Annotated in this window: 13 protein-coding genes; all 13 read left to right on the plus strand. The window is 72.4% G+C overall.

Features of this window, described 5'->3' with window-relative positions; translation table 11 throughout:
* Window positions 1-2 precede the first annotated feature (2 nt).
* The gene (locus IT347_00330) at window positions 3-1,016 is read left to right on the plus strand and encodes a glycosyltransferase family 9 protein (GenBank protein MCC6348023.1); all 1,014 of its coding nucleotides are present in this window, start codon (window positions 3-5) and stop codon (window positions 1,014-1,016) included.
* Complete coding sequence (locus IT347_00335) at window positions 1,006-1,785, plus strand: glycosyltransferase family 2 protein (protein MCC6348024.1); 780 nt, start codon at window positions 1,006-1,008, stop codon at window positions 1,783-1,785. The genes IT347_00330 and IT347_00335 overlap by 11 nt, the downstream gene beginning before the upstream one ends.
* Before the next feature lie 2 nt (window positions 1,786-1,787).
* Window positions 1,788-2,858, plus strand: coding sequence for a glycosyltransferase (locus IT347_00340; protein ID MCC6348025.1), 1,071 nt, complete (start codon window positions 1,788-1,790; stop codon window positions 2,856-2,858).
* Entirely contained in the window at window positions 2,855-3,964 is a 1,110-nt protein-coding gene (locus IT347_00345) for a glycosyltransferase (protein ID MCC6348026.1), read from the plus strand. Before IT347_00340 ends, IT347_00345 begins: the two co-directional genes overlap by 4 nt.
* Window positions 3,965-4,145: 181 nt before the next feature.
* Entirely contained in the window at window positions 4,146-5,528 is a 1,383-nt protein-coding gene (gene rseP, locus IT347_00350) for an RIP metalloprotease RseP (GenBank protein MCC6348027.1), read from the plus strand.
* Window positions 5,509-7,461, plus strand: a complete 1,953-nt coding sequence (locus IT347_00355; protein ID MCC6348028.1) for a BamA/TamA family outer membrane protein — start codon at window positions 5,509-5,511, stop codon at window positions 7,459-7,461. Before rseP ends, IT347_00355 begins: the two co-directional genes overlap by 20 nt.
* A gap of 3 nt (window positions 7,462-7,464) precedes the next feature.
* Window positions 7,465-11,541: a translocation/assembly module TamB domain-containing protein gene (locus tag IT347_00360; GenBank protein ID MCC6348029.1), complete on the plus strand. Its 4,077-nt coding sequence runs from the start codon at window positions 7,465-7,467 to the stop codon at window positions 11,539-11,541.
* Window positions 11,542-11,645: 104 nt separating this feature from the next.
* On the plus strand, window positions 11,646-14,822 hold the full coding sequence (locus tag IT347_00365) for a PD40 domain-containing protein (protein MCC6348030.1): 3,177 nt from the start codon (window positions 11,646-11,648) through the stop codon (window positions 14,820-14,822).
* 267 nt (window positions 14,823-15,089) lie between these two features.
* Complete coding sequence (locus tag IT347_00370; GenBank protein ID MCC6348031.1) at window positions 15,090-17,231, plus strand: glutamine synthetase III; 2,142 nt, start codon at window positions 15,090-15,092, stop codon at window positions 17,229-17,231.
* Between the two features lie 138 nt (window positions 17,232-17,369).
* Window positions 17,370-19,700, plus strand: coding sequence for a UvrD-helicase domain-containing protein (locus IT347_00375; GenBank protein ID MCC6348032.1), 2,331 nt, complete (start codon window positions 17,370-17,372; stop codon window positions 19,698-19,700).
* Window positions 19,690-19,989 (plus strand): Asp-tRNA(Asn)/Glu-tRNA(Gln) amidotransferase subunit GatC, encoded by a 300-nt coding sequence (gatC, locus tag IT347_00380; protein MCC6348033.1) that lies wholly within the window; start codon window positions 19,690-19,692, stop codon window positions 19,987-19,989. Before IT347_00375 ends, gatC begins: the two co-directional genes overlap by 11 nt.
* A complete protein-coding gene (gatA, locus tag IT347_00385) occupies window positions 19,986-21,467 on the plus strand; it encodes an Asp-tRNA(Asn)/Glu-tRNA(Gln) amidotransferase subunit GatA (protein MCC6348034.1) in 1,482 nt (493 codons plus the stop codon). The genes gatC and gatA overlap by 4 nt, the downstream gene beginning before the upstream one ends.
* The gene (gene gatB / locus IT347_00390; protein ID MCC6348035.1) at window positions 21,449-22,906 is read left to right on the plus strand and encodes an Asp-tRNA(Asn)/Glu-tRNA(Gln) amidotransferase subunit GatB; all 1,458 of its coding nucleotides are present in this window, start codon (window positions 21,449-21,451) and stop codon (window positions 22,904-22,906) included. The genes gatA and gatB overlap by 19 nt, the downstream gene beginning before the upstream one ends.

The following is a 22,906-nucleotide window of genomic DNA, read 5'->3' on the forward strand; positions in this document are numbered from 1 at the left end:
GCATGAGCGACGTGACGCTCGCGATCCGCCTGCGCGCCCTGGGGGACGTCGTGCTGGTGACCCCGGCGCTGCGCTCGCTCGCCGGCGGTTGCCGGGAACTGCACGTCGTCACCGAGCCGCGCTTCGCGCCGCTGCTCGAGGGCCTGCCGTGGATCGCCCGCGTGTGGGGCGTCGAGCGCAGCGGCGCTTCGACGCGCGGGACGGCCGCCGCGCTGCGCCGGCTGCGCCCGCGCCGGGCGGTGGACTTCTTCGGCAACCCGCGCTCGGCGCTGCTCGCGCGAGCCAGCGGCGCGGCCGCCGTGTGGGGCTACGACCTGCGCGGCAGGCGGCACTTCTACACCGGCACGGTGCCGCGCGAGAAGCGCCTTGCGGGCGGCCGGCGCGAACCCGCGGTCGAGACGCACCTGCGGCTCGCCCGGGCGGCCGGGGGAGCGGCCGGCGACACGCGAACCGAGATCGCCGCGCCGCCGGCGGCCCGCTCGCTGGCGGAGCGGCTGCTGGCCGAGGCCGGCGTGCGCGAGCCGGGCCGGACGGTCGGACTCCTCGCGGCCGGGTCCTGGCCCACCAAGGCGTGGCCGGTCTCGCACAGCGCCGTGCTCGCGCGCGAACTGTCCGCGGCCGGTTACGAGGTGCTGCTGCTCGCGGGGCCGGGCGAGGCCGGCGTCACCCGGCGGCTCGCCGGCCTCGCTCCGGAGGTGCGCGCGCTTCCGCCGTGCGGCGTCGGTCCGCTCGTCGCGGTGATCGCCCGGCTGCGCGCGGTGGTCGGCACCGACAGCGGGCCGCGGCACGTCGCGGCCGCGCTCGGCGTGCCGACGTTCTCGTGGTTCGGGCCGACCCATCCGGACACGTGGAATCCGCCCGGCGACGCGCACGGCTTCTGGGCGACGGACCTGCCCTGCCGGGCCTGTGACCTCACCGCCTGCCCGCACTGGAACTGCCTGCCCTCGCTGTCCCCCGGCGACGGCAGCGCGCTGGTTCTGGCCCACCTCGAAAGGCACGCGCGCGATGGCCGGTGAACTGCCGATCTCGGTGCTGCTGCTCGCGCGCGACGAGACCCGCGACCTCGAGGAGCTGCTGCCGACGCTGGCGTTCGCGCGCGAAGTGGTGGTGGTGTGGGATCCGCGGGGTGAGCGGGCGACGCGTGACGCCGCCGAACGGCTCGGCGCCCGCGTGCACGAGCGACGCTTCGAGGGTTTCGGCCCGCAGCGCCGGCATGCGCTCGAGCAGTGCACGCAGGACTGGGTGCTGTGGCTGGACGCCGACGAACGCCTGACGGGCGAATCGCTGCCCACGCTGCGGCGGCTCACGGCCCTGCCAGCCGATCGCTCGCTCGTGGCGGCGCGCCGGCGGACGTGGTTCCTCGGGCGCCGGATCCGCTGGTGCGGCTGGGGGGACGAGTGGTTGCCGCGGCTGTTCGGCCGGCGGGCCGCGAGCTTCGACGACGCGACGGTGCACGAGCAGGTTCGGATCGGGAACGCGCGCGTGCTGCGCGCGCCCGGGCCGTTCGAGATCGAGCACCACAGCTACCGCACGCTGGAGGACTGCTTCCTCAAGATGCGGCGCTACGCGTCCGCCGGCGCCGAACAGGACTGGGCGCGGGGGCGCCGCGCGGGGGCCCTCGACCTCCTGCTGCGGCCGCCGCTGCGCTTCGCGCGCCAGTACGTCGCGCAGCTCGGGTTCCTCGACGGCGTCCACGGCCTCGTGCTGTGCGGATTCGCCGCCGCGCAGGTGTTCCTCAAGTACGCCGCGCTCTGGGACCGGGGCCGGCGCGAGGGAAGGCGCTGACGATGCGCCGGATCTGCTTCTTCGGCGCCTGGGACCCGGACTATCCGCGCAACCGCATCCTGCGCGAGGGCCTGCGGCGCGCCGGCTGCGGCGTGCTCGAGGCGAGGGCGCGGGAGACGCGCGCGTTCCGCCGCTGGCCGGCGCTCGTCTCATCCTGGCGGCGGGTGGCCCGCGAAACCGACGTGATGTTCGTGCCCGAGTTTCGCCACAAGGACGTGCCGCTCGCTCGTCTGCTGCGCGGCCGCCGGCCGCTGGTCTTCGACCCGCTGGTTTCGCGCTGGGACACGCTGGTCGGCGACTGGCGGCTGCACGGAGCGTCGTCGGCCCAGGCGCGCTGGAACCGCGCGCTCGACCGCTGGAGCCTGGGCTGCGCCGACCTGGTGCTGTGCGACACCTGGGCGCACGGCGAACTGTTCGAGTCGCTGGGGGCGCGGCGCGCGCGCCTGCGCCGCGTGCTGGTCGGCGCCGAGGACGTGTTCTTCTCGATCGGCCCGCCGCCGGCCCCTGAGCCGCTGCGGATCCTTTATGTCGGCGGGTTCCTGCCGCTGCACGGCACGCCCACCATCATCGAGGCCGCGGCCGCGCTCGAGGCGCGCGGCGCCGCGCTCCCGCCCTGGACGCTGCGGATGGTGGGGACCGGCATCGAGTACGAGAGCTGCAGGGCGCTCGCGGCCCAACGGCGGCTCACGCGGATCGAGTTCGCGGGCCGTCGCCCCTACGACGAGGCGCCGCGCGAAATCGCCGCCGCGCACCTCGTGCTCGGTGCGTTCGGCGCCGGCGACAAGACGGCGCGCGTGATACCGCACAAGCTCTGGCAGGGCCTTGCGGCCGGGCGCGCGGTGGTGACGGGGGACGGGCCCGGCGTTCGCGAGGTGTTCACGGACGGCGTGCACCTGTCGCTCGCGCCGCGCGGCGAGGCCGGCGCGCTCGCGGACGCGCTGGCTTCGCTGCTCGTCGCCGCGCCGCTGCGCGCGTCGCTCGCCGCCGCCGGTCACGCGCGCGCGGTCGAGATCGGCACCCCGGAGGCGGTGGGCCGCACGCTGGCCGGGGCGATCGCCGAGGTGGCGGCGTGAAGGTCGCCCACCTCGACACGGGCCGCACCTGGCGGGGCGGACAGGGGCAGGTGCTGCTGCTCATGCGCGAGCTGCGCCGTCGCGGGGTCGAACAGCTGCTGCTCGCGCCCCGTGCCCCGCTGCTCGAGAAGGCGCGGGCGGAGGGTTTCGCAGCTCAGCGCTGGCGCTCGCGCGGCGAGATGGATCTGCCGGCCATGCTCGCGGCCCGGGGCGCACTCGCCCGCTTCGGCCCCGAGGTCGCGCACCTGCACAGCGCGCACGCCCACGCGCTGGGCGTGCCCGCGGCGCGCTGGGCCGGCGTGCCGGGGGTCGTGGTCGCGCGTCGGGTGGATTTCCGGGTCGGCGGCAGCCCGCTCAGCCGGCTCAAGTACCGCCTGCCGGTGGACCGCTATTTCTGCATCAGCGAGGGCGTGCGGCAGGCGATGCTCGCGTCCGGGGTCGCGGCGGAGAAGCTTGCACTCGTTCCGAGCGGCGTGGACCTCGCCGCGGTCGAAGCCGAGGGGCGGGCGCCCGCGCCGGACCTGCGGGCGCTGCTCCGCCTGCCCTCCGACGCGGAAATCCTCGGCACGGTCGCTTCGCTGGCGCCGCACAAGAACCACATCCTGCTGCTGGAGGCCGCCCCGGCCGTGCTCGCGGCGCGGCCACGCGCCCACTTCGTGTGGCTCGGGGAAGGCGAGTGCCGCGGACCGCTCGAACGGCGCAGGGCCGCGTTGGGGCTCGAAGCGCGCGTCCACCTGCCGGGCTTTCGGCCCGACGCGCGCTCGCTCATGAAGCAGTTCGACCTGTTCGTCCTGCCGAGCTACCTCGAGGGGCTGTGCACGTCGCTGCTCGACGCCCAGGCGCTCGGCGTGCCGATCGTCGCGACCGCCGTGGGAGGGGTACCGGAGGTGGTCCGCGACGGCGTCACGGGGCGGCTCGTCGGGAAGCTCGAACCGGCGGCGCTCTCCGGCGCGCTGCTCTCGGCGCTGGCCGACCCGGCCGCCCGCTCCGCATGGGCGGAGGCGGGCAGGGGGGCGGTGCGTGCGTTCGGCATCGCGCGCACGGCGGAGCGCACGCTCGAGGAGTACGCGCGCCTTCCGGGGGCAAGGACGGTCACGGCCCGGTGAAACCCGTCGCGCTTCCGCCACCGGCGCGCGGGACGGCTCAGATCGCGTGCGCCGGAGGCCGATGAAGCGGGAGCGTCGCCGGCGGCCGGGGCGCCTCGTAGGCCGCGATCGCTTGACCGTCGCGAACGGCGGCGGGTAGCTTCGCGCCGCTTCCCGACCCTTCCATCCCCGAGGAAACCGCGTGCTCGTGAACGCCATCCTGCCGGGCGCCGTGCTGCTCGGCATCGTGATCTTCTTCCATGAACTGGGCCATTTCCTGATCGCGAAATGGCGGGGCATCACGGTCACGAAGTTCTCGATGGGCATGGGACCGGAAATGGTCGGATTCACCGCGGGTGGAACGCGCTACTGCCTGTCGTGGATCCCGCTCGGCGGCTTCGTGCAGATGGCGGGCGACCAGCCGAACGAGGACGGCAGCATTCCCGCCGGCGGGCCCGAGCAGTTCCTGACGCACCACTGGTTCGGGCGCATGCTCGTGGCGCTCGCCGGCCCGGCCGCGAACCTGGTGCTGGCGTTCGTCATTTACCTCGTCCTCTACGCCGCGGTGGGCGTGGCCCAGCGGGAGTGGCCGAGCGTGCTGGGGCCTCCCGAGGCGGGCTCGCCGGCCGCGCTGGCGGGGCTGCGCGAGGGCGACGTCGTGCAGACCGTGGCCGGCGGGGCCGTGGCCACCTGGACGGACGTCGAGCGGCGCGCCGCGAAGTCGGACTCGACGAAGGCGCTCGAGATGCGGGTTCGCCGCGGCGACTCGACGTTCACCGTCACGACGGCTCCGCAGGCGCGACGCGCCTTCCTCGCCAGCCTCGACCGTCCGCACCCGCCGGTCGTCGGCGGGCTGAGCACCGGGCAGCCCGCGTACCTCGCCGGCATGAAGGAAGGCGACCGCATCCTCGCCCTGGACGGCAAGGCGATCGGCCAGTTCGGCGACATCCGGCGACTGCTGAAGGGTCGCGCGGAGCAGGACGTGGTCGTGCGGGTGCGTCGCGACGGGACCGACTTCGATCTCAAGCTGCGTCCCGCGCAGATGCCGGGGGACACGCCGGGCCAGGGCTTCATCGGCATCGAGGAGGTCGGACCCACGGGGCCGCAGGGCGAACGGGTCCGCTACGCGCTCCGCGAGTCGGTGCCGCTGGCCTTCCAGCAGACGCTGGCCGGCACGGTGCTGGTCTACGACGGGCTGTGGACCACGCTCACGCGCTTCTGGCAGGTGCGCGAGCAGATGGGCGGCCCGATCTTCATCGCCCAGATGGCGAGCGACGCGGCGCGGCGCGGGTTCGAGTACTGGCTCAACCTGATGGCGATGATCAGCCTCGCCGTCATGGCGTTCAACCTGCTGCCGATTCCGCTGCTCGACGGCGGACACGTCTTCCTCGCGCTGCTCGAAGCGGTGCGCCGGCGGGCCCTGTCGGCCCGCGGCTACCTTCGCTTCATGCGGGTCGGGCTGGTGTTCGTCGGGCTGCTGTTCGTCTTCATCATCGCGCAGGACGTCATGCGGCCGCTCCGGCGCATGCAGGCGCTGGGGAAGGCTCCCCGGGAGACGACGACGGTTGCGCCCGCGCCACGCTAGCGGGGCGGTCGCGCTCCTGGTCGGACTGGCGCTCGCGGCCGTCGCGCCGCCCTCGTCGGCGCAGCGCTCCGAGTTTCCCGAGGAGCTGCGCACCATCGAAAGCGTCCGCTACACGGGCCTGCACGCGATCTCGAAACGGCAGCTGCTCAAGGGCGCCTCGATGCGCACCCGGCGGCCGTCGGTCTTTCCCTGGCGCGAGAAGCCGGCTTTGCGGCGCGACTACCTGCGCGCCGACTCGTCCTCCATCGTCGGCCTGTACCGGCACTACGGCTTTCTCGACGCGCGCGTGCGCGTCCGGCTGCTGCCGGCGAGGGACGTCCGATCCACCCGGGTCGTGTTCGAAATCACCGAAGGCCCGCGCACGCGCATCGAGCGCGTGGACCTGGCCGGCGTCGTCTCGTACCCGGAGAAGGAACTTCGCCGCTCCCTGCTGTCGCGGCCGCGCGAGCCGTTCGATCCGGCGCTCGTGCAACTCGACACGCTGCGGATCAAGGCGCTCTACCGGGAACGCGGCCACTTCGTCGGCGCCGACGGCGAAGCCCTGCCGGGCTCGGATTCGGCGAAGGCGATCGTGGCCTTTTCCGTGCGCGAAGGCCCGCTGTTCCGCATCGGCAAACTCGAGTTCGAGACGAACGGCAAGGTGCGCGAGTCGCTCGCACGTCGCGAGATGCTGCTGCGCCCGGGCGACGTGTACCGCCAGACCAATCTCCAGCATTCGATCGAACGGCTTTACGGCACCGGGCTCTACCGGCAGGTGCAGGTGTCGTCCGTGCTGGACACGGCGGACGGCGAGGTCAACCTCGACATCCGGTTGTCCGCGCGCAAGAGCCGCTGGATCGACGGCGGCGTCGGCAGCGGAACGACCGACCGGTTCCGCGTCTCGGGCGAATGGGGACATCGCAATCTCGACACGCGTGCGCTCGGCGGCGCCGTGGACGGGGAGTACTCGCTCGACGGCACGGGCCATTTCCGCAAGGCGGGCGCGAGCGCGACGTTGACCGAACCGTGGCTCCTGGGCGTCCGACTGCTGGGGCAGGCGGGGGTCTACACGCTGCGCGAGGACGACCGCTCGAACTCGAACTTCATCCGGCGGCGGGACGAGCAGGGCTTCACCTTCACGCTGTTCCGCGAACTGAGCCGCCTGTCGCGGGTGACGCTCGCGCAGTCGAACCGCTTCGTGCGCCAGGACTACGACACGCTGCCCGGCGGCGTGGTCGCCCGGCCGGACACGCTGCGGGCGCGCTACCGCACGAACTCGCTCCGCCTGACGGTCGAGCGCGACCTGCGCGACAACCGCGTCGCGCCGCAGCGTGGCTCCTACCAGATCGTGAGCGGCGAACTCGCCGGCGGCCCGCTGCGCGGCACGAGCAGCTACCGCAAGGTGCTCGTGACCTCGACGTGGTATTCCCAGCTCGCCAACGGCTGGGGGCTGGCGGCACGCGCCTCGGGGGGCGTCATGGAGCCCTTCGGAACGCCGCCCGACAACTTCTCGCCGACCGAAGGACTCGATGGCGAGGTCGCGCGCGTGCCGTTCGAGTCGAGGTTCTTCATCGGCGGCGTCAATTCCCTGCGCGGCTACGGCGAGAACTCGGTGCCGCCCTCGGGAGGCATGGCCATGGCGCTCGCGAACCTGGAGCTGCGCGTTCCGCTGGTCGGGCCGCTGGGCGTCGAGGCGTTCGTGGACGCGGGGAATGTCTGGGCGCGCCCGGAGTACATTCTCGCGCGCGACCTCGTGCTCCCCTGGCAGGCGACCCGGAGCCGGGCCGACGACCTGCGCTGGACCTACGGCATCGGCGCGCGGCTGCTGCTGCCGTTCGGGCCGCTGCGCGTGGACCTCGCGTGGAGCGACCGGCCCGATTTTCCGGAGGGCCGGCTGGGTAACTGGAAGGGCCTTCCGTTCGTCTATCAGTTCGCCATCGGACCTTCTTTCTGACCCATGAGCGACGAGCACGACCACCGTCCCGAGACACCGCCCGAGGGCGCGCCCCACGGCGTCGTGGAGACGATCCGCGAGGAACTCCACGAGGTCGCCGAGCACGTCCCGAAGCCGGTGCGTTGGACGGTGGGCAAGCTCGTGCGGATCTCGCTGCTCGCGCTGGCGGGGCTCGTGGTGCTGCTGGTCGTGAGCGCCCTCGCGTACCTCGCGAACCGCACCGAGCTGGTCGCGAAGGAGCTGACGCTGGTGCTGAACCACGCGCTGGCGCAGAACAGCGACCTCGAGCTGGAGATGCGCGACGTGAAGGGCAACCCGCTGACGGGGTTTCGCGTGCTGGACCCGCGGGTCCGCTTCCGGGGCGGCGGCGGGACGCTGCTCGAAGCGCGGGAAATGCGCTTCGGCTACGGGGCGTTCAGCCTGCTGCGCGGCGGACGCGGGCCGGTGCGGGTGGTGGTCGAGCAGCCCGTCGTGCACCTCGACCTCGGCCGGGGCGGCGACTGGCGCTTCCCGCGATTCGCCCGGCGCGCGCCGCGTGCGTCCCGGCCGGCGCGGGAATTCGACTTCTCGCTCGAGCTCGACGACGCCACCGTCCTGGTACCGCGTCCGATGCGGCGCTTCGCCGGCGTGGACCTGAAGCTCACCGGCTCGACCGGACCGGTGACGCGCGCCGACATCGCGAGCCTTCGCTGGCGGGAGGGACCGTGGGACAGCCGACTCGAGGAACTGCGCGCCGGCTTCGTGCGGGACGCCGACAGCACGCGGTTCACGCTCAGCCGGCTGCGCACGCCCGACCTGTCGTTGAGCCTGGACGGCGCCTGGGGCAACGACGCGCCCGCGCCGCGCGTGCACGCCGAGGTGGCGCGCGTGCGCTGGAGCTGGCTCGCGAAAGTCTTCGACAACTCCACCTTCGACGTGCCCGGCGAGGGCGCGGCCTCGGTGGAAGCGACCGGCGGCAGGCGCTGGGACGGCACGTTCCGCTCGAGCGTGACCTGGGACAGCCTGGCCGTGGACGGCACCGGTCGGTTCGCATGGAACGACGGCCAGCTGACGATCGATTCCCTCTCCGGCCGTTCGCTCGCCGGAAACCTCGTCGGCCACGTGCGCTGGTCGAAACGGGGCTGGGAGGTCGGCGGCGAGGCGCGCGCCGCGGACCCGGCGTACTGGCAGGCGCTGCGGCTCTCGGGCTGGCCGGAAGGAAGGCTCAATGGCCGGTTCCTCTACCGCGTGCGGACCGAAACGAAGGCGACGACCGAGTCCCGGCTGACGGCGGAACTGATCGCCTCGGAATGGGCCGGCTGGCGCGTGGACAGCGCCCGGGTGCGCGTGGACTTCCCGGCGGTCGCGCACGATTCGTTCTCGGTCACCGGCTGGCGGCGGAGCGGCGCGTTCGACCTGAGGGCGGTGATCGACTCGGGCGGCTGGCAGGGGCCGTACTCGGTCGTGAACCTGCCGCTCGAGGAGTGGCCGGACGGCCGTGCGACCGGACTGCGGGGAGTGCTCGCGCGCGCGCAGGGTCGGGCGATCAACCGTGCCGGCAAGCTGTGGGTGACGGGCGATCTCTCCGGCGGAGCGACCGAATGGAGCGCGGCGCGATTCGCCTCATGGGAGCTGCGCGGCGTGAACGGCCGGCTGCTGCCGACGCCGGACCTGACGGCGGACGCGTTCGCCCGCGACGGCTTCTTCGTCGGCATTCACCTCGACAGCGCCGCCGCCCCGCTGCGCCTGGGTGACCAGCGGGTGGACTTCGGCGAGTTGCGGGCGCGCGCCGGCGACACGCTGGTGGTGCTCGGCGGCGAGGCGGCGTGGAACGCCGACCGCTGGCGGCTGACCGCGGCGCGTGCCCGCGCGAGCAGCGCCCAGTTCGACTGGACGGCCGAGCCGCCGCTGGTGCTCTCCGGCGACCGCGACGGCACGATCTCGGAGAACGTCGTCGCCCGGGACGGCGACGCGCGCCTCGAGTCGCGCGGGCGCTGGGCGAGCGCCGGCGGCCGTTACGATTTCGCGCTCGACGCCCGGAACCTCGACCTCGGCCGGCTCGGCCTTCCCCCGGAGTGGGGAATGGGCGGCCACGCCGACGTGCGCCTGGAGGTGGACGGCCCGGCGGACGAGCCGCGCTGGTCGTTCACCGGGCGGGCCTCGGATCCGGAGTTCGGCGACCACCGCGGGGATTCGCTGGCCGTCACGCTCGAGGGCGAATCCGGGACGCTGCGCGTGAAGGACCTGATGTTCTCGCTGGACGACGGCCTGCTGCGCGCCCAGTCGGACTTCGAGCGCGTCGCGCATCCGTGGCCGGACTCGCTGACCGCGACCGCCGTGACGCGCTGGCTGTCGGGCGCGGGCGCCTGGCAGGGGGTGGTGCGCGCCACGCGCTTTCCGGTGGACCGGTTCTCGGCCATCGCCCCGGAGGCCGCCGGCTGGACGGGCCGCGTGGACGCGACGCTGACGATCGGGGGCAGCGCGCCCGAGCCGCGGCTGGACCTGCGGGCGAGCGCGGCGTCGTTCGGCTGGCGCGACTACCGGGCGCAGAAGATCGAGCTCGACGCGCACTACGCGGACGGCGTGCTGACCGTGCCGGACACGCGCGTGACGATGCTCGACGTGGTCTCGACGGTGCGGGGCCGGATGCCGCTGCGCCTGGCCCTCGGACGCGAGGTGAGCCTTCCGGACGAGCCGATGTCCTGGAAGGTCGAGGTGCCGCGCGGCGATCTCGAGCTGCTGCCGGTGCTCGTGCCGCTCGTCCAGACGGCGAACGGCCGCTTCGATCTCGACGCGACCATCGCCGGCACGCCGCGTGTGCCGAAGGTCACCGGCGTGGGACACGTGCGCGACGGCATCGTCCGCCCGGCGGGCCGGGAGGAGATCCTCGAGTCCGTCTACGCCGACCTGCATTTCGACGAATCGCGCGTGACGCTCGACTCGCTCTCGGCCCGCCAGGGCCGCGCGGGGCGGGTGTGGGCGCGAGGCACGGTCGAGATGGACGGATTCGAGATGCAGCGCTACCTGTTCGAACTGACGCTGCGCGACTTCGCCTCCCAGCAGGAAGGGCTCTACGCGGCGCTGTTCGACGGAGACTTCAAGGTCACGGACGGTCCGCGCGTGAAGGGCGTGCGGCTTCCGCAGGTGGTCGGCGACGTGCAGCTCAAGCGCGGCGTGGTCGAATTCGACTTCGCGAACCAGAGCGAGGTGCAGGCGCGCATGGCCACGACCGAGCCGCTCTACTGGACCTATCGCGTCCACCTCGAGGCACCGCGCAACCTGCGCTGGCGCCCCCCGGACGGCGACATCGAGTTCGACGCCGACCTCGATCTCGAGCAGACGCCGGACTCGCTGCTCATTTACGGCGAGATGCACCTCATTCGCGGCACCTACTACTTCCTGAGCAACCGATTCACGCTGACGCAGGCCGACATCACGTTCGACAACCAGCAGGGCGTGGATCCGGACATGACCATTTCCGCGTACACGCGACTGCTTCCGAGCCGCCGCGACCTCTACAGCGGGCAGTGGGACAAGCGGCAGCCCGTGACCATCACCATGGAAATCTCCGGCCGTTCGAGCCAGCCGGTGATCACGCCCAGCGGACCGGAGGGCTGGGACCAGCGGGAGATCTACGCCGAACTGACCTACGGCCGGTTCACCAGCGACGAGGGCGGCATCATCAATCAGGTCGCCGACCCGCTCGAGAACTACGTGACCCGGCAGCTCACGAACCAGCTCTCGCAGGACCTTTCGAAGTACCTGAACAACGCGATCACGCAGTGGACGGTGGAGCGCGAGCAGGGAGCCCTGTTCGGATCGAGCGGCGTCGGGGACGTCTACGTGGGCGTCTCGGGCGACGTCAATGCCCGGACGTCGTGGACGTACCGGCAGCGCGTGCCGGGGCTCGATCGCGGGACGATCCCGGTCGAGATCGCCAACCAGTTCGAGCGCGACGTCGAGGTCGAGTACCGCGTCAACCGCTTCATCTACGTGACCACGGAGCTGACCCAGCGGCGCACGACCCTCACGCAGACCCCCGGCACGGCGGGCGGGCCGGCGGACTTCAACGTCAGCCTCAAGGCGCGCTGGGAGTACTGACGGGCCGCGGAACGCGGGGGCCGGGAACGGGACGCCGCTTTCGGTGTAGAGTGCCGCAGGACGCCGCGAGGGCGTCGCGACGGCCGGGTCGGAAAGGAAGGCGGATGCGAGTTCGGGGTTGGGCGGTCGCGACACTGGCCGCGGCCGGGATCCTGCTGGCGGCGTGCCGGGCGGAGGCCCAGTATTTCGGACAGAACAAGGTCCAGTACGAGCTCTACGACTGGCGCTCGATCACCTCGGACCACTTCGAGGTGTACTTCTACCCGGGCTCCGACAGCCTGGCGATGCGCACGCTCGACCTCGCCGAGAAGACCAACGCCGAATTCTCGAAGCGACTCGGTCACCGGCTGAGCAAGCGCATCCCCATCATCCTCTACGGATCGCACAACGATTTCGCGCAGACCAACGTCACGCCGGAACTGATCGATGGCGGGACGGGCGGGTTCACCGAACTGCTGCGCGACCGCGTCGTCGTTCCCTTCACCGGGTCCTACGAGGACTTCCGCCACGTCCTGGTGCACGAGCTGGTGCACGCGTTCCAGTTCGACATCCTCTACAACAACACCGGCATGTCGCTGCTCTCGGGGCAGGGCTTCTTCCAGATGCCGCTGTGGTTCGCCGAGGGCATGGCCGAGTACTTCTCGCTCGGCATGGAGCCGAACGCCGAGATGTGGTGCCGTGACGGCACGATCGCCGGCTACATTCCGCCGCTCGACTACATGGGCGGATATCCGGTCTACAAGTTCGGCCAGTCGGCGATTCAGTACCTGCACGTGCGCTTCGGCCCCGAGCGGTTCCGGGACCTGCTCAAGCGGGCGCGGCAGATGCGCAATTTCGACCGCGCGTTCGAGCGCACCTACGGCATGCCGACGTCGCGCTTCGACCAGCAGTGGCGGCAGTGGCTGCGCCGCACCTACTGGCCCGAGGTCGCCAGGCGCGACGATCCGGACGACTTCGGCAAGCGGCTCACCGACCACCGGCGCGACCAGAGCAACCTGAACCTGATGCCGGCGGTTTCGCCGCAGGGCGACCGCATCGCCTACTTCAGCGACCGCCGGCAGTACACGGACCTCTACCTGATGTCGGCGTTCGACGGGAAGGTCCTGCGCCGCGTGCTGCGCGGCGAGCGCAACGTCCAGTTCGAGGCCTGGCCGCTGTTCCGCGGCTCGATCGCCTGGTCGCCCGACGGCACGAAGCTCGCGACCACCGCCAAGAGCGCCGGGCACGACCACCTGTACGTCGTGGACGCCGGGAGCGGCGCGGTGACGAAGAGCTTCTCGCTGCCGTGCGACGCGCTGTCGTACCCCGCCTGGTCCCCGGTCTCGGATTCGCTGGTCGTGACCGGCGTCCTGCATGGCCGCTCGGACCTGTGGCTGGTGGACGTCGGGACGGGAGCGATCCAGCGTCTCACCGATGACACCTGGGACGAGCGCGAACCCTCCTGGTCGCCGGACGGCCGGAGGATCGTGTTCTCGAGCGACCGGCTCGCGCCCGTGGTGCTGCGCCCGGACCCGGTCACCGGCGGCTACGGCCGCTATGGCCTGTTCGAGCTCAACCTGGACGGGGGAGCGGTGGACTCCCTCCTCGACACCGCGGGCGACGACCACAATCCGGTCTGGTCGCCGGACGGGCGCAAGCTCGCGTTCCTGTCGGACCGCGGCGGGGCGATGAACCTTTACCTGCTCGACACCACGACGCACGACGTGACCCAGTTGACCGACGTCCTCGGCGGCCTCCAGAGCATCTCCTGGTCGAGGCTGAACGACCGGCTGGTGTTCTCGGCGTTCGACCGCGGCGGCTGGGACATCTTCGCCGTCCAGGAGCCGGTCGGCTCGGAGGCGGTGCTGCGCCGGCTGCAGCGGGACGCGGGCGCCGCGGTGCTGAGCGCCGAGGCGGTCTCGCGGCCGGCCGCGCGCGACACCTCGACCGCGCCGGCACTCGGCGCCCTGGCCGTCTCCTGGCCGGACAGCGTGACCGTTCCCGACACCTCCGCCGCGCCGCCCCGACTCGGCCGGCGGACGCCGCTGCCGAGCGTCGCCGGCGAGCCGCCCGGGGCGGCGCCGCAGGTGGGCTACGCTCCCGCCCTCGGCGAACTCGTGCCGCCGCCCCGCGACATGGTTCCGCCCGACACCACGGCGGCGGCGCCCGAGCGCACTCCGCTGCTCGAAAGCGGCGGCGCGTTCGCGCTCTCCGACAGCGTTCTCGGCCAGCGGCCGCGCGGCTACCGCTGGAAGCTCGCGCCGGAAGCCGCGAACGGCCAGGTGGTGGCGGCGACCGGCTACGGCTTCGCCGGCACGACCTCCATCCTGTTCAGCGACTTCCTCGGGGATCGCAACCTGTACGTGGCGACCGACCTGTTTCCCGGCTCCATCGAGGAGACCAACGCGCTCGCCATCTACAGCTACCTGCCACGACGCTGGGACTGGGGCGCGGGCGCCTTCCATTTCAAGAACTACTACGAATCGCGCGTCACGACGCTCGGCGAGCAGCTGACCAGCGCGCAGCTCTTCAGCGAGCGGAACTTCGGCGCGCTCTTCCAGCTGTCGTACCCCTTCGACCGCTTCCGCCGGCTCGACACGCAGCTGACCCAGTTCTGGGTCGAGCGCACCTTCTTCAACGAGGTCGTTCCCGGCTACTTCGAGCGCGGCCCGCGCGAGTTCCGCAGCGTGACGAGCCCGTCGTTCTCGCTGGTCGGCGACAACTCGCTGTCGAGCTACTACGGTCCGGTCAACGGTTCGCGCTACAACGTCACCTTCTCGCCGGCCTTCCGGATCACGAGCAACAGCCTGGAATACCGCACGCTGACCGCGGACTACCGGCGCTACTGGGACCTGACCGCGGGCTACACCTGGGCCGTGCGCGGCCTGGCGGCGGGCAGCTGGGGTCGCGACCCCCAGGCGTTTCGCCTCGGCGGATTCTCGACGCTGCGGGGCTTTCGCGACTTCGACATCGTCGGCTCGCGGGCGCTGATGGTCTCGCAGGAGCTGCGATTCCCGTTCATCCAGCAGCTCGGCGTGGTCGGACCGGTGCCGCTCGGCAGCTTCAACCTCAAGGGCGCGCTGTTCACCGACGCGGGCATGGTCTGGAACGAAGGCGACCCGCTGCGCTTCACGGTCGTGGACGAGCGTGGCCGGCACCTCGCGAGCCCGCTGCTTTCGTTCGGCGTCGGCATCCGCAGCTTCGTGTGGTTCGCGCTCGTCAAGCTGGACGTGGGCTGGCGGACGGACCTGCACGACGTCGCCAGGCCCCGCTGGCACCTGAGCCTCGGCCCCGAGTTCTGAGACCGGGAGAGGGGCGGCGCTCGCGCCGGCCACCGGCGTTGCAAAATGCCAGTGGCGGGCGTGCGACGGACTGCGCTAGTGTCCTGCGACGCTGGTTCACCGGGTTCGTCACGGGTTCGCTCGTGACGGATCCCATTTTCCAACGGATCTGCACGGAGCGGTTCGGTTCGTGCCGGTCGGAACTGGAGGAATCCCGTGACCGCCTCACGCACTTCGGCCCGCTTCGCGATCCTGGGCCGCCACCCGCGCACGTTCGAGGCTCCCCGCCTGCCGGACGGACACCGCTCGCCGGTCAGCACCTACTTCGGGCGGCACGTCCTCGACCTCATCAAGCTGCGCGAGAAGCTGCCCCGCGAAGTCTTCCAGTCGCTCGTCTCCACGCTTCGTAACGGCACGCCGCTGACGCGCGAAGTGGCCGAGACGGTCGCCTCCGCGGCCCGCGAATGGGCCGTCTCCCACGGCGCGACGCACTTCACGCACTGGTTCCAGCCGATGACCGGCCTGACGGCCGAGAAGCACGACGCGTTCATCGATCTGAACGTGCAGATGTCCGGCGAGACCCGCGTGCTCGAAAAGCTGTCCGGCTCGCAGCTCTGGCAAAGCGAACCGGACGCGAGTTCGTTCCCCTCGGGCGGCATGCGTTCGACCTTCGAGGCGCGCGGCTACACCGCCTGGGACCCGAGCGTTCCGATGTTCCTCGTCGAGAGCGCGAACGGCCGCACCCTGTGCATTCCTTCCGCCTACATCAGCTACCACGGCGACTCGCTCGACCAGAAGACGCCGCTGCTGCGCTCCAACGAGGCGATGAGCCGGCACGCGGTCGCCTTCCTCAAGCTGCTCGGAGACGTGGACGTCAAGCAGGTCTCGGCGACGCTCGGCGTCGAGCAGGAATACTTCCTCGTGGATCGCGCGCACTACGCGCTGCGTCCCGACCTGACCCAGACCGAGAAGACGCTGCTCGGGGCCGGCTCGCCGCGGCATCAGCAGTTCGAGGATCACTATTTCGGCTCGATCCCGGCCCGGGTCCTGGCGTTCATGGAGGAGCTGGAGTTCGAGCTCTACCGGCTCGGCATCCCCATCAAGACCCGCCACAACGAGGTCGCGCCGATGCAGTTCGAGATGGCGCCGATCTTCGAGGACGCGAACATCGGCAACGACCACAACGTGCTGGCGATGGACGTGGCGCGCAAGGTCGCGCTTCGGCACGACTTCGTCTGCCTGTTCCACGAGAAGCCCTACGCCGGCATCAACGGCAGCGGCAAGCACTGCAACTGGAGCATGTCCACCGACCGCGGCGAGAACCTGCTCGACCCGGGCAAGACCCCGCACCAGAACCTCCGCTTCCTCGCGTTCGTGGCCGTCTGCCTCAAGGCGGTGCACGACCGCTCGGTCGCCCTGCGCTTCTCGGTCTCCGGGGCGAACAACGACCTGCGCCTCGGAGCCAACGAAGCGCCGCCGGCGATCCTGTCGGTGTTCGTGGGCGAACAGTTGACGAGCATCCTCGAGCGGACGATCGCCGGCGAGGCGGCGAAGGATCCCGAGCACTTCGTGCTCGAGATGGGCGTCGCCAAGCTGCCGGCGCTCGCCCGCGACAACACCGACCGCAACCGGACCTCGCCGTTCGCCTTCACGGGAAACAAGTTCGAGTTCCGCGCGGTGGGCTCCTCGGCGAACTGCGCCGTGCCCATGGCGACCCTGAACGCGGCGGTCGCCGCGGCGCTGGCCGAGATGGGAGAGCGCCTCAAGCGGAAGCTCGACGTCAAGGGCACGAGCCGCGACCAGGCGGTCGCCGAGCTGCTGCGCGAAGTGTTCGCCGAAACCGCCAGCGTGCGTTTCGAGGGCAACGGCTACAGTCCGGAGTGGAAGGCCGAGGCCGCGCGGCGCGGACTGCCGGACCTCGCCGACACGCCCGCGGCGCTGGCGGCCGTTCGCGAGCCGAAGGCGCACCGGTTCCTGATCGAGATGGGCGTGTTTTCGGAAGCCGAGGTCGAGTCGCGCTTCAACGTCGCGATGGAACGCTACCTGAAGCAGGTGACGCTCGAGGCCGAGACGCTGGCGGAGATGGTGACGACCCTGGTCGTGCCGGCGGCCGAACGGCAGCTGGCCGTGACGCTCGCGGCGTGGAACGCCGTCTCGTCCGCGGGGGCGCGGAAGGAATCGGCGCACGCGCGGCGGGTCGCCGCGCTCGGCGAGACGCTCGAAGCGGCGCTGGCCGGGGTGGAGTCGCTGCAGCGCAGGCTCTCCGACATCCACGCGTCGCACGACGAGATGAAGGCCTGCCAGAGGCTCGGCGCCGAGGTGCGTCCGCTCATGCAGGAACTGCGGGCGGCCGCCGACCGGCTCGAGGCGCTGGTGGACGACGATCTGTGGCCGATGCCGAAGTATCGCGAGATGCTGTTCGTCAAGTAGCGCCCGCGCGAAGCGGATTCGGGGCCGCCGGTCGCGGGACCGGCGGCCCTTCGCGTCGGCGCGCGGTGGAGGCGCCGCGCGCGTTCGGGTAAATTGCGTGCTCCGTCCGACCTCCCCGACACCTTAAGAGGCGCCCGCGTGTCCGTGCCGCTCCCGAATCCCGAAGGGCTCAATCCCGCCCAGCGCGCGGCGGTGGAACACGACTCCGGCCCGGCGCTGGTCATCGCCGGAGCGGGTTCCGGCAAGACACGGGTGCTGACCGCGCGCATCGCGCGGCTGCTGGCGCGCGGCGTGCGGCCGGAGGCGGTGCTCGCGTTCACGTTCACCAACCGTGCGGCGCGCGAGATGCGCGAGCGCATCGAGCGCGCCGTCGGCGCGCTGGCCGGACGCCTGTGGATCGGAACGTTCCACGCCACCGCGGTGCGGCTGCTGCGCCGCGAGGCCGCGACCCTCGGACTTCCCGCCGCCTTCTCGATCTACGACCGCGAGGACCAGGAAGGCCTGCTGCGCGAGGCGCGGCGCGATCTCGGCCTCGACGACAGCGCCTACCGGGCGGGCGTCGTGCTGGCCCGCATCTCGGACTGCAAGAACGCGCTGGTCGGGCCCGAGCACGCCGAGCGCGCGGCGATGACGCCGTTCGATCGCAACGTCGCCGCGATCTTCGCGCGTTACCAGGCCGCGCTGCGTCGCGCCGGGGCGCTGGACTTCGACGACCTGATCGCCGAGGCCGCCCGGCTGTTTCTCGAGCACCCGGAGGCCGGCGCGCGCTGGAGCCGCCGCTTCGAACACGTGCTGGTGGACGAGTACCAGGACACGAACCACGCGCAGTTCCGGCTGGTGCAGGCGATCGCGTCCGCGCACGGGAACCTGTTCGTGGTCGGGGACGACGACCAGTCCATCTATGGCTGGCGCGGCGCGGATCTCAGCAACGTCCTCGAGTTCGAACGGGCCTTCCCCGGCGCGGTGACCCTGCGGCTGGAGCAGAACTACCGCTCGACCGGCAACATCCTGGCGGCCGCCAACGCGGTCATCGCCCACAACCGGGCGCGCAAGGGCAAGACCCTGTGGTGCGACCGGGAAGCGGGCGCGCGACTGCGTTTCGTGCTGTGCGCGGACGAGGCCGCCGAGGCGCGGCGCGTCCGCAGGCACCTCGAGGATCGCCGGAGAGCGGGCGGCCGGCTGGCCGACTGCGCGGTGCTGTACCGCACGAACGCGCAGTCGCGGGCGCTCGAAACCGAACTGCGGCACGCCGGACTCGCCTACGAGATCGTCGGCGGCGTTTCGTTCTACCAGCGGCGGGAGGTCAAGGACGTGCTGGCCTGGCTCCGGCTGGTCGTGAACCCGGCCGACACGGCGTCCTTCTTCCGCGTCTGGAACACGCCGCGCCGCGGCCTCGGCCCCGCCGTCCAGGGGCTGATCGAGTCCCGGCTCGCGCTCGGGGCGACGCCGGCCGCCGCGCTGCGCGCGCTGCGCGACGAGGGCGCGTTGCGCGGCGCCGCCCGCGCGGGGGCGACGCAGCTCGTGGATCTGCTCGACGAGTTGGGCGCGCTCCGCGAGGAGCCGCTCGGCGTGCTCTTCTCGCGGCTGCTGGAGCGCAGCGGCTACCTCGGCCACCTCGAGGCCGCGAGCGACGGCGAGGAGGACCTGCGCGACCGCCTCGCGAACGTGCAGGAGCTGGCCGCGGCCGGAGCGCAGTTCTCGGAGGAGGGCCGCGGCGGATTGCTCGAATATCTCTCGGAGTGCTCGCTGCTGACGGACGCCGACCGTCTGGACGAGGCCGCCGACCGCGTGCTGTTGCTGACGGCGCACAACGCCAAGGGGCTCGAGTTCGCGAGCGTCGTCGTCGCGGGCCTGGAGGAGGGCCTGCTGCCGCACGCCTCGGCCCTGGACGACGACGGCGAACTCGAGGAGGAGCGGCGGCTGTTCTACGTGGCGCTGACGCGCGCCCGCGACCAGGTGCTGCTGACGGCCGCCTCGTTCCGGCGCCGGTTCGTGTCCGCCGAGAGCGGGGTTCCGGCGTGGGGCGCGCAGGTGTCGCGTTTCGTGGACGAAATCCCGGCGGAACTGCTGGAGCGCGAGGCCGACGGCCAGGGTTCCTGGGGAGGCGGGGATCGCGAGGCGCGCACGGCGCACCGGGCGCGCGCCGGCCTGCGACGCGGCGAAGCCCGGGGCGGCGCGGCCTCGCGCCGGGAGGGCGGGCGGTACGACCCGCGCGAGGAGGCGGCGGACGCTTCGTTCGACTTCGACGACGGCGCCGGCGGACCTTCGTACGGAGTCACGGCGGCGCCGGTGCGGGGCGCCGCGGCGCGGCGGGCGGTCGGCCGGAGGGTGATGCACGAGCGGTTCGGCGCGGGGACCGTGCTGGAGGCCGAGGGCGAAGGCCCCGACATGAAGCTCACGGTGCGATTCACCGGCTCGATCAAGAAGGTCCTGGCGCGCTTCGTGAGCGGGGTGGGCGATGACGATTGACGCCTCCGAGGTCCGGCGCGTCGCCGCGCTCGCGAAGCTCGAACTCGCCGAAGGATCCCTCGAGCGCGTCGCCGGAGAACTCTCGAGCGTGCTCGAGTTCGCCGCGACGCTGAACGCGCTCGACCTCGCGGACTGCGAACCGGCGGCGTTCGCGCCCGCGGACGCGCCGCTTCGCGCCGACGCGCCCGACGGCCGGACGCTCGGCGCCGAGGACGTGCTGGCCGGCGCGCCCGAGACCCGCGACGGCTGTTTCGTCGTGCCGCCGATCGTGGAGAACCTGAACCCGTGACGGACCCTGGCCTCGCCTGGCGCGACTCGGCCGCACGGATCGCCGCGCAGGTGCGCGCCGGCGTGCTTGAGCCCGTGGCGGCGGCGGAGAGCGGCTGGGACGGCCCCGCGAAGCGCTGGGAGCGCGACGTTCACGCGGTCGTCCACTCGGATCCCGAGGCGCGCCACGCGGCGGCGAGCGCGGCTTCGCGCGAGGGTCCGCTCGCCGGCGTTCCGGTGCTGCTCAAGGACAATCTGTGCACCACCGACTATCCGACCACCTGCGCGTCGCGCATCCTCGCCGGCTGGCACTCGCCCTACGACGCGACCGTGGTGCGGCGCCTGCGCGAAGCCGGAGCGGTGGTGGTCGGCAAAAGCAACATGGACGAGTTCGCGATGGGCTCCTCGACCGAGTTCAGCTGCTACGGACCGACGCGCAACCCGCACGACCTCGAGCGCGTGCCCGGCGGATCGAGCGGCGGCTCGGCGGCGGCGGTCGCCTACGGGCTCGTGCCGCTGGCCCTGGGCTCGGACACCGGCGGGTCGGTGCGCCAGCCGGCCGCGTTCTGCGGCGTCTACGGCCTCAAGCCCACCTACGGACGGTTGTCGCGCTACGGGCTCGTCGCCTTCGGCTCCTCGCTCGACCAGGTGGGAATCTTCGCGCGCCACGCCGGCGACGTCGCGCTCGCCTACGCTGCGCTCGCGGGCGACGATCCCTTCGACGCGACGCTGCGCGAGGGCGCGCCTCCCGACGTGTCGGGATGGGACGGTGGCGTGCGCGGACTGCGCTTCGGATGGCCCGCCAACCTGTGGGCGCACGGCGTGGACGCGGCCGTGGTCGGCGCGCTGGAGCGCTCCGCCGGCGCGCTCGAGCGTTCGGGCGCGATGCGCGTCCCGATCGAGTTCCTGCCGGGAGAGTTCGGGGTCGCCGCCTACTACCTGATCGCCACCGCCGAGGCGAGCAGCAACCTCGCCCGCTTCGACGGCGTGCGCTACGGCCGCAGGGCCGCGGGCGTGGAGGACGTGAACGCGCTGTACGCGCGCTCCCGGGGCGAAGGCTTCGGGCCCGAGGTCCAGCGGCGCATCCTGCTCGGGACGTACGCGCTCTCGTCCGGCTACTACGACGAGTATTACGCGAAGGCGCAGCGCGCGCGCACGCGCATCGTCCGCGAGTACGCGGCCGCGTTCGCGCGCTGCGACGTGATGCTGATGCCGGTCGCGCCCACCCCGGCCTTCCGGCTCGGCGAGAAGACCGACGACCCGCTGGCCATGTACCTGAGCGACGTGTTCACGATCGGCGCCAATCTCGCCGGCCTGCCCGCGCTGGCGGTGCCGGCGGGCCGGTCGCCGGAGCGGCTGCCGGTCGCGGTCCAGCTGCTGGCGCCCGCCGACGGCGAGCCGCTGCTGCTGCGCGCCGCGCGGGCGATCGAGTCGGAGGGAGTCGAGGCGCGGATTCCGCGCGGCTTCGAACCGGAGGTGGTATGGCCTGGGAGCCGGTGATCGGGCTCGAGTGCCACATCCAGCTCGCCACGCGCACGAAGATGTTCTGCGGCTGCCCGGTCGCTTTCGGGGAGGAGCCGAACACGAACGTCTGCCCGGTGTGCCTCGGCCTGCCCGGAGCGCTGCCGCGGCTGAACGCGGCCGCGGTGGACGACGCGCTCGCGCTCGGGCTCGCGCTCGGCTGCCGCATCCGGCCCGAGAGCGTGTTCGCGCGCAAGAACTACTTCTATCCCGACATGCCGAAGAACTACCAGATCACGCAGTACGACCGGCCGCTGTGCGAAGGCGGCGCGCTGACGGTGGCGGGGGGCGACGGAGCGCGCGCGATCGCGCTCACCCGCATCCACTGCGAGGAGGACGCCGGCAAGTCGTTCCATCCCGAACGCCACGGGGACCTGCGCCTCTCGAAGGTGGAGTTCAACCGGGCCGGGACGCCCCTGCTCGAGCTGGTGACCGAGCCGGAGCTGGCGAGCGCCGGGGAATGCGCGGCGTTCCTGCTCGCCCTGCGCCGGCTGGTGCGCTGGCTCGGCGTGTCGGGCGGCGACATGGAGAAGGCGCAGCTCCGCTGCGACGCCAACGTCTCGCTGCGCAGGACGGGGACCGCCGGGCTGGGCGTCAAGACCGAGATCAAGAACCTCAACAGCATCAAGGCCGTCGAACGCGGCGTCGCCGCGGAGATCGCCCGCCAGTCGGCGCTGCTCGATCGCGGCGAGCCGGTGGTCCAGTCCACGCTGCTCTACGACGCCGACCACGATCGCCTGGCGGTCATGCGCACGAAGGAGGACGCGCACGACTACCGGTACTTCCCCGAGCCCGACCTGCCGGTGCTGCGCGTGGACGAGCAGCGCCTGGCGGTCGCGAAGGCGGCGCTTCCCGAACTGCCGTGGGCACGCGAGGCGCGCTTCGCCGGGCAGTACGCGTTGCCGGCCTACGACGCCGGCGTGCTCACCGACTCGCGCGAACTCTCGGAGTACTTCGAGGCCTGCGCACGCGGCGCGGATGCCAAGCTCGCGAGCAACTGGATCATGGTCGAGGTGCTGCGCGTTCTGAAGGACCGCGGCTGGTCCGTGTCGCGCTGGGCCGATCGGGTGCCGCCCGGGCGGCTGCGCGACCTGCTGGCGAGAGTCGGAGCGAAGGATCTTCCCGGCCCGGTCGCCAAGCAGGTGTTCGCCTGGATGGCGGACGAGGACGGCACGGTGGACGCGCTGCTCGCCCGCCACGGCGTGCAGGTGCGGGCTTCCGCCGACGATCTCCGGCCGCTGGTGCGCGAGGTGCTCGACGCGCACCCGGAAGCCATCGCGCAGCTGCACGGCGGCAAGGCGGCGGCCTTCGGCTTCCTGGTCGGGCAGGTGATGAAGCGCAGCGGCGGGCAGGCGGTGCCGCAGACCGTCCAGGCGCTGCTGCGCGAGGAACTCGCCGCCCGCACCGGGAAGCCGTGA

This window comes from Candidatus Eisenbacteria bacterium (assembly GCA_020847735.1).
In the GTDB taxonomy this organism is placed as follows: domain Bacteria; phylum Eisenbacteria; class RBG-16-71-46; order RBG-16-71-46; family RBG-16-71-46; genus CAIXRL01.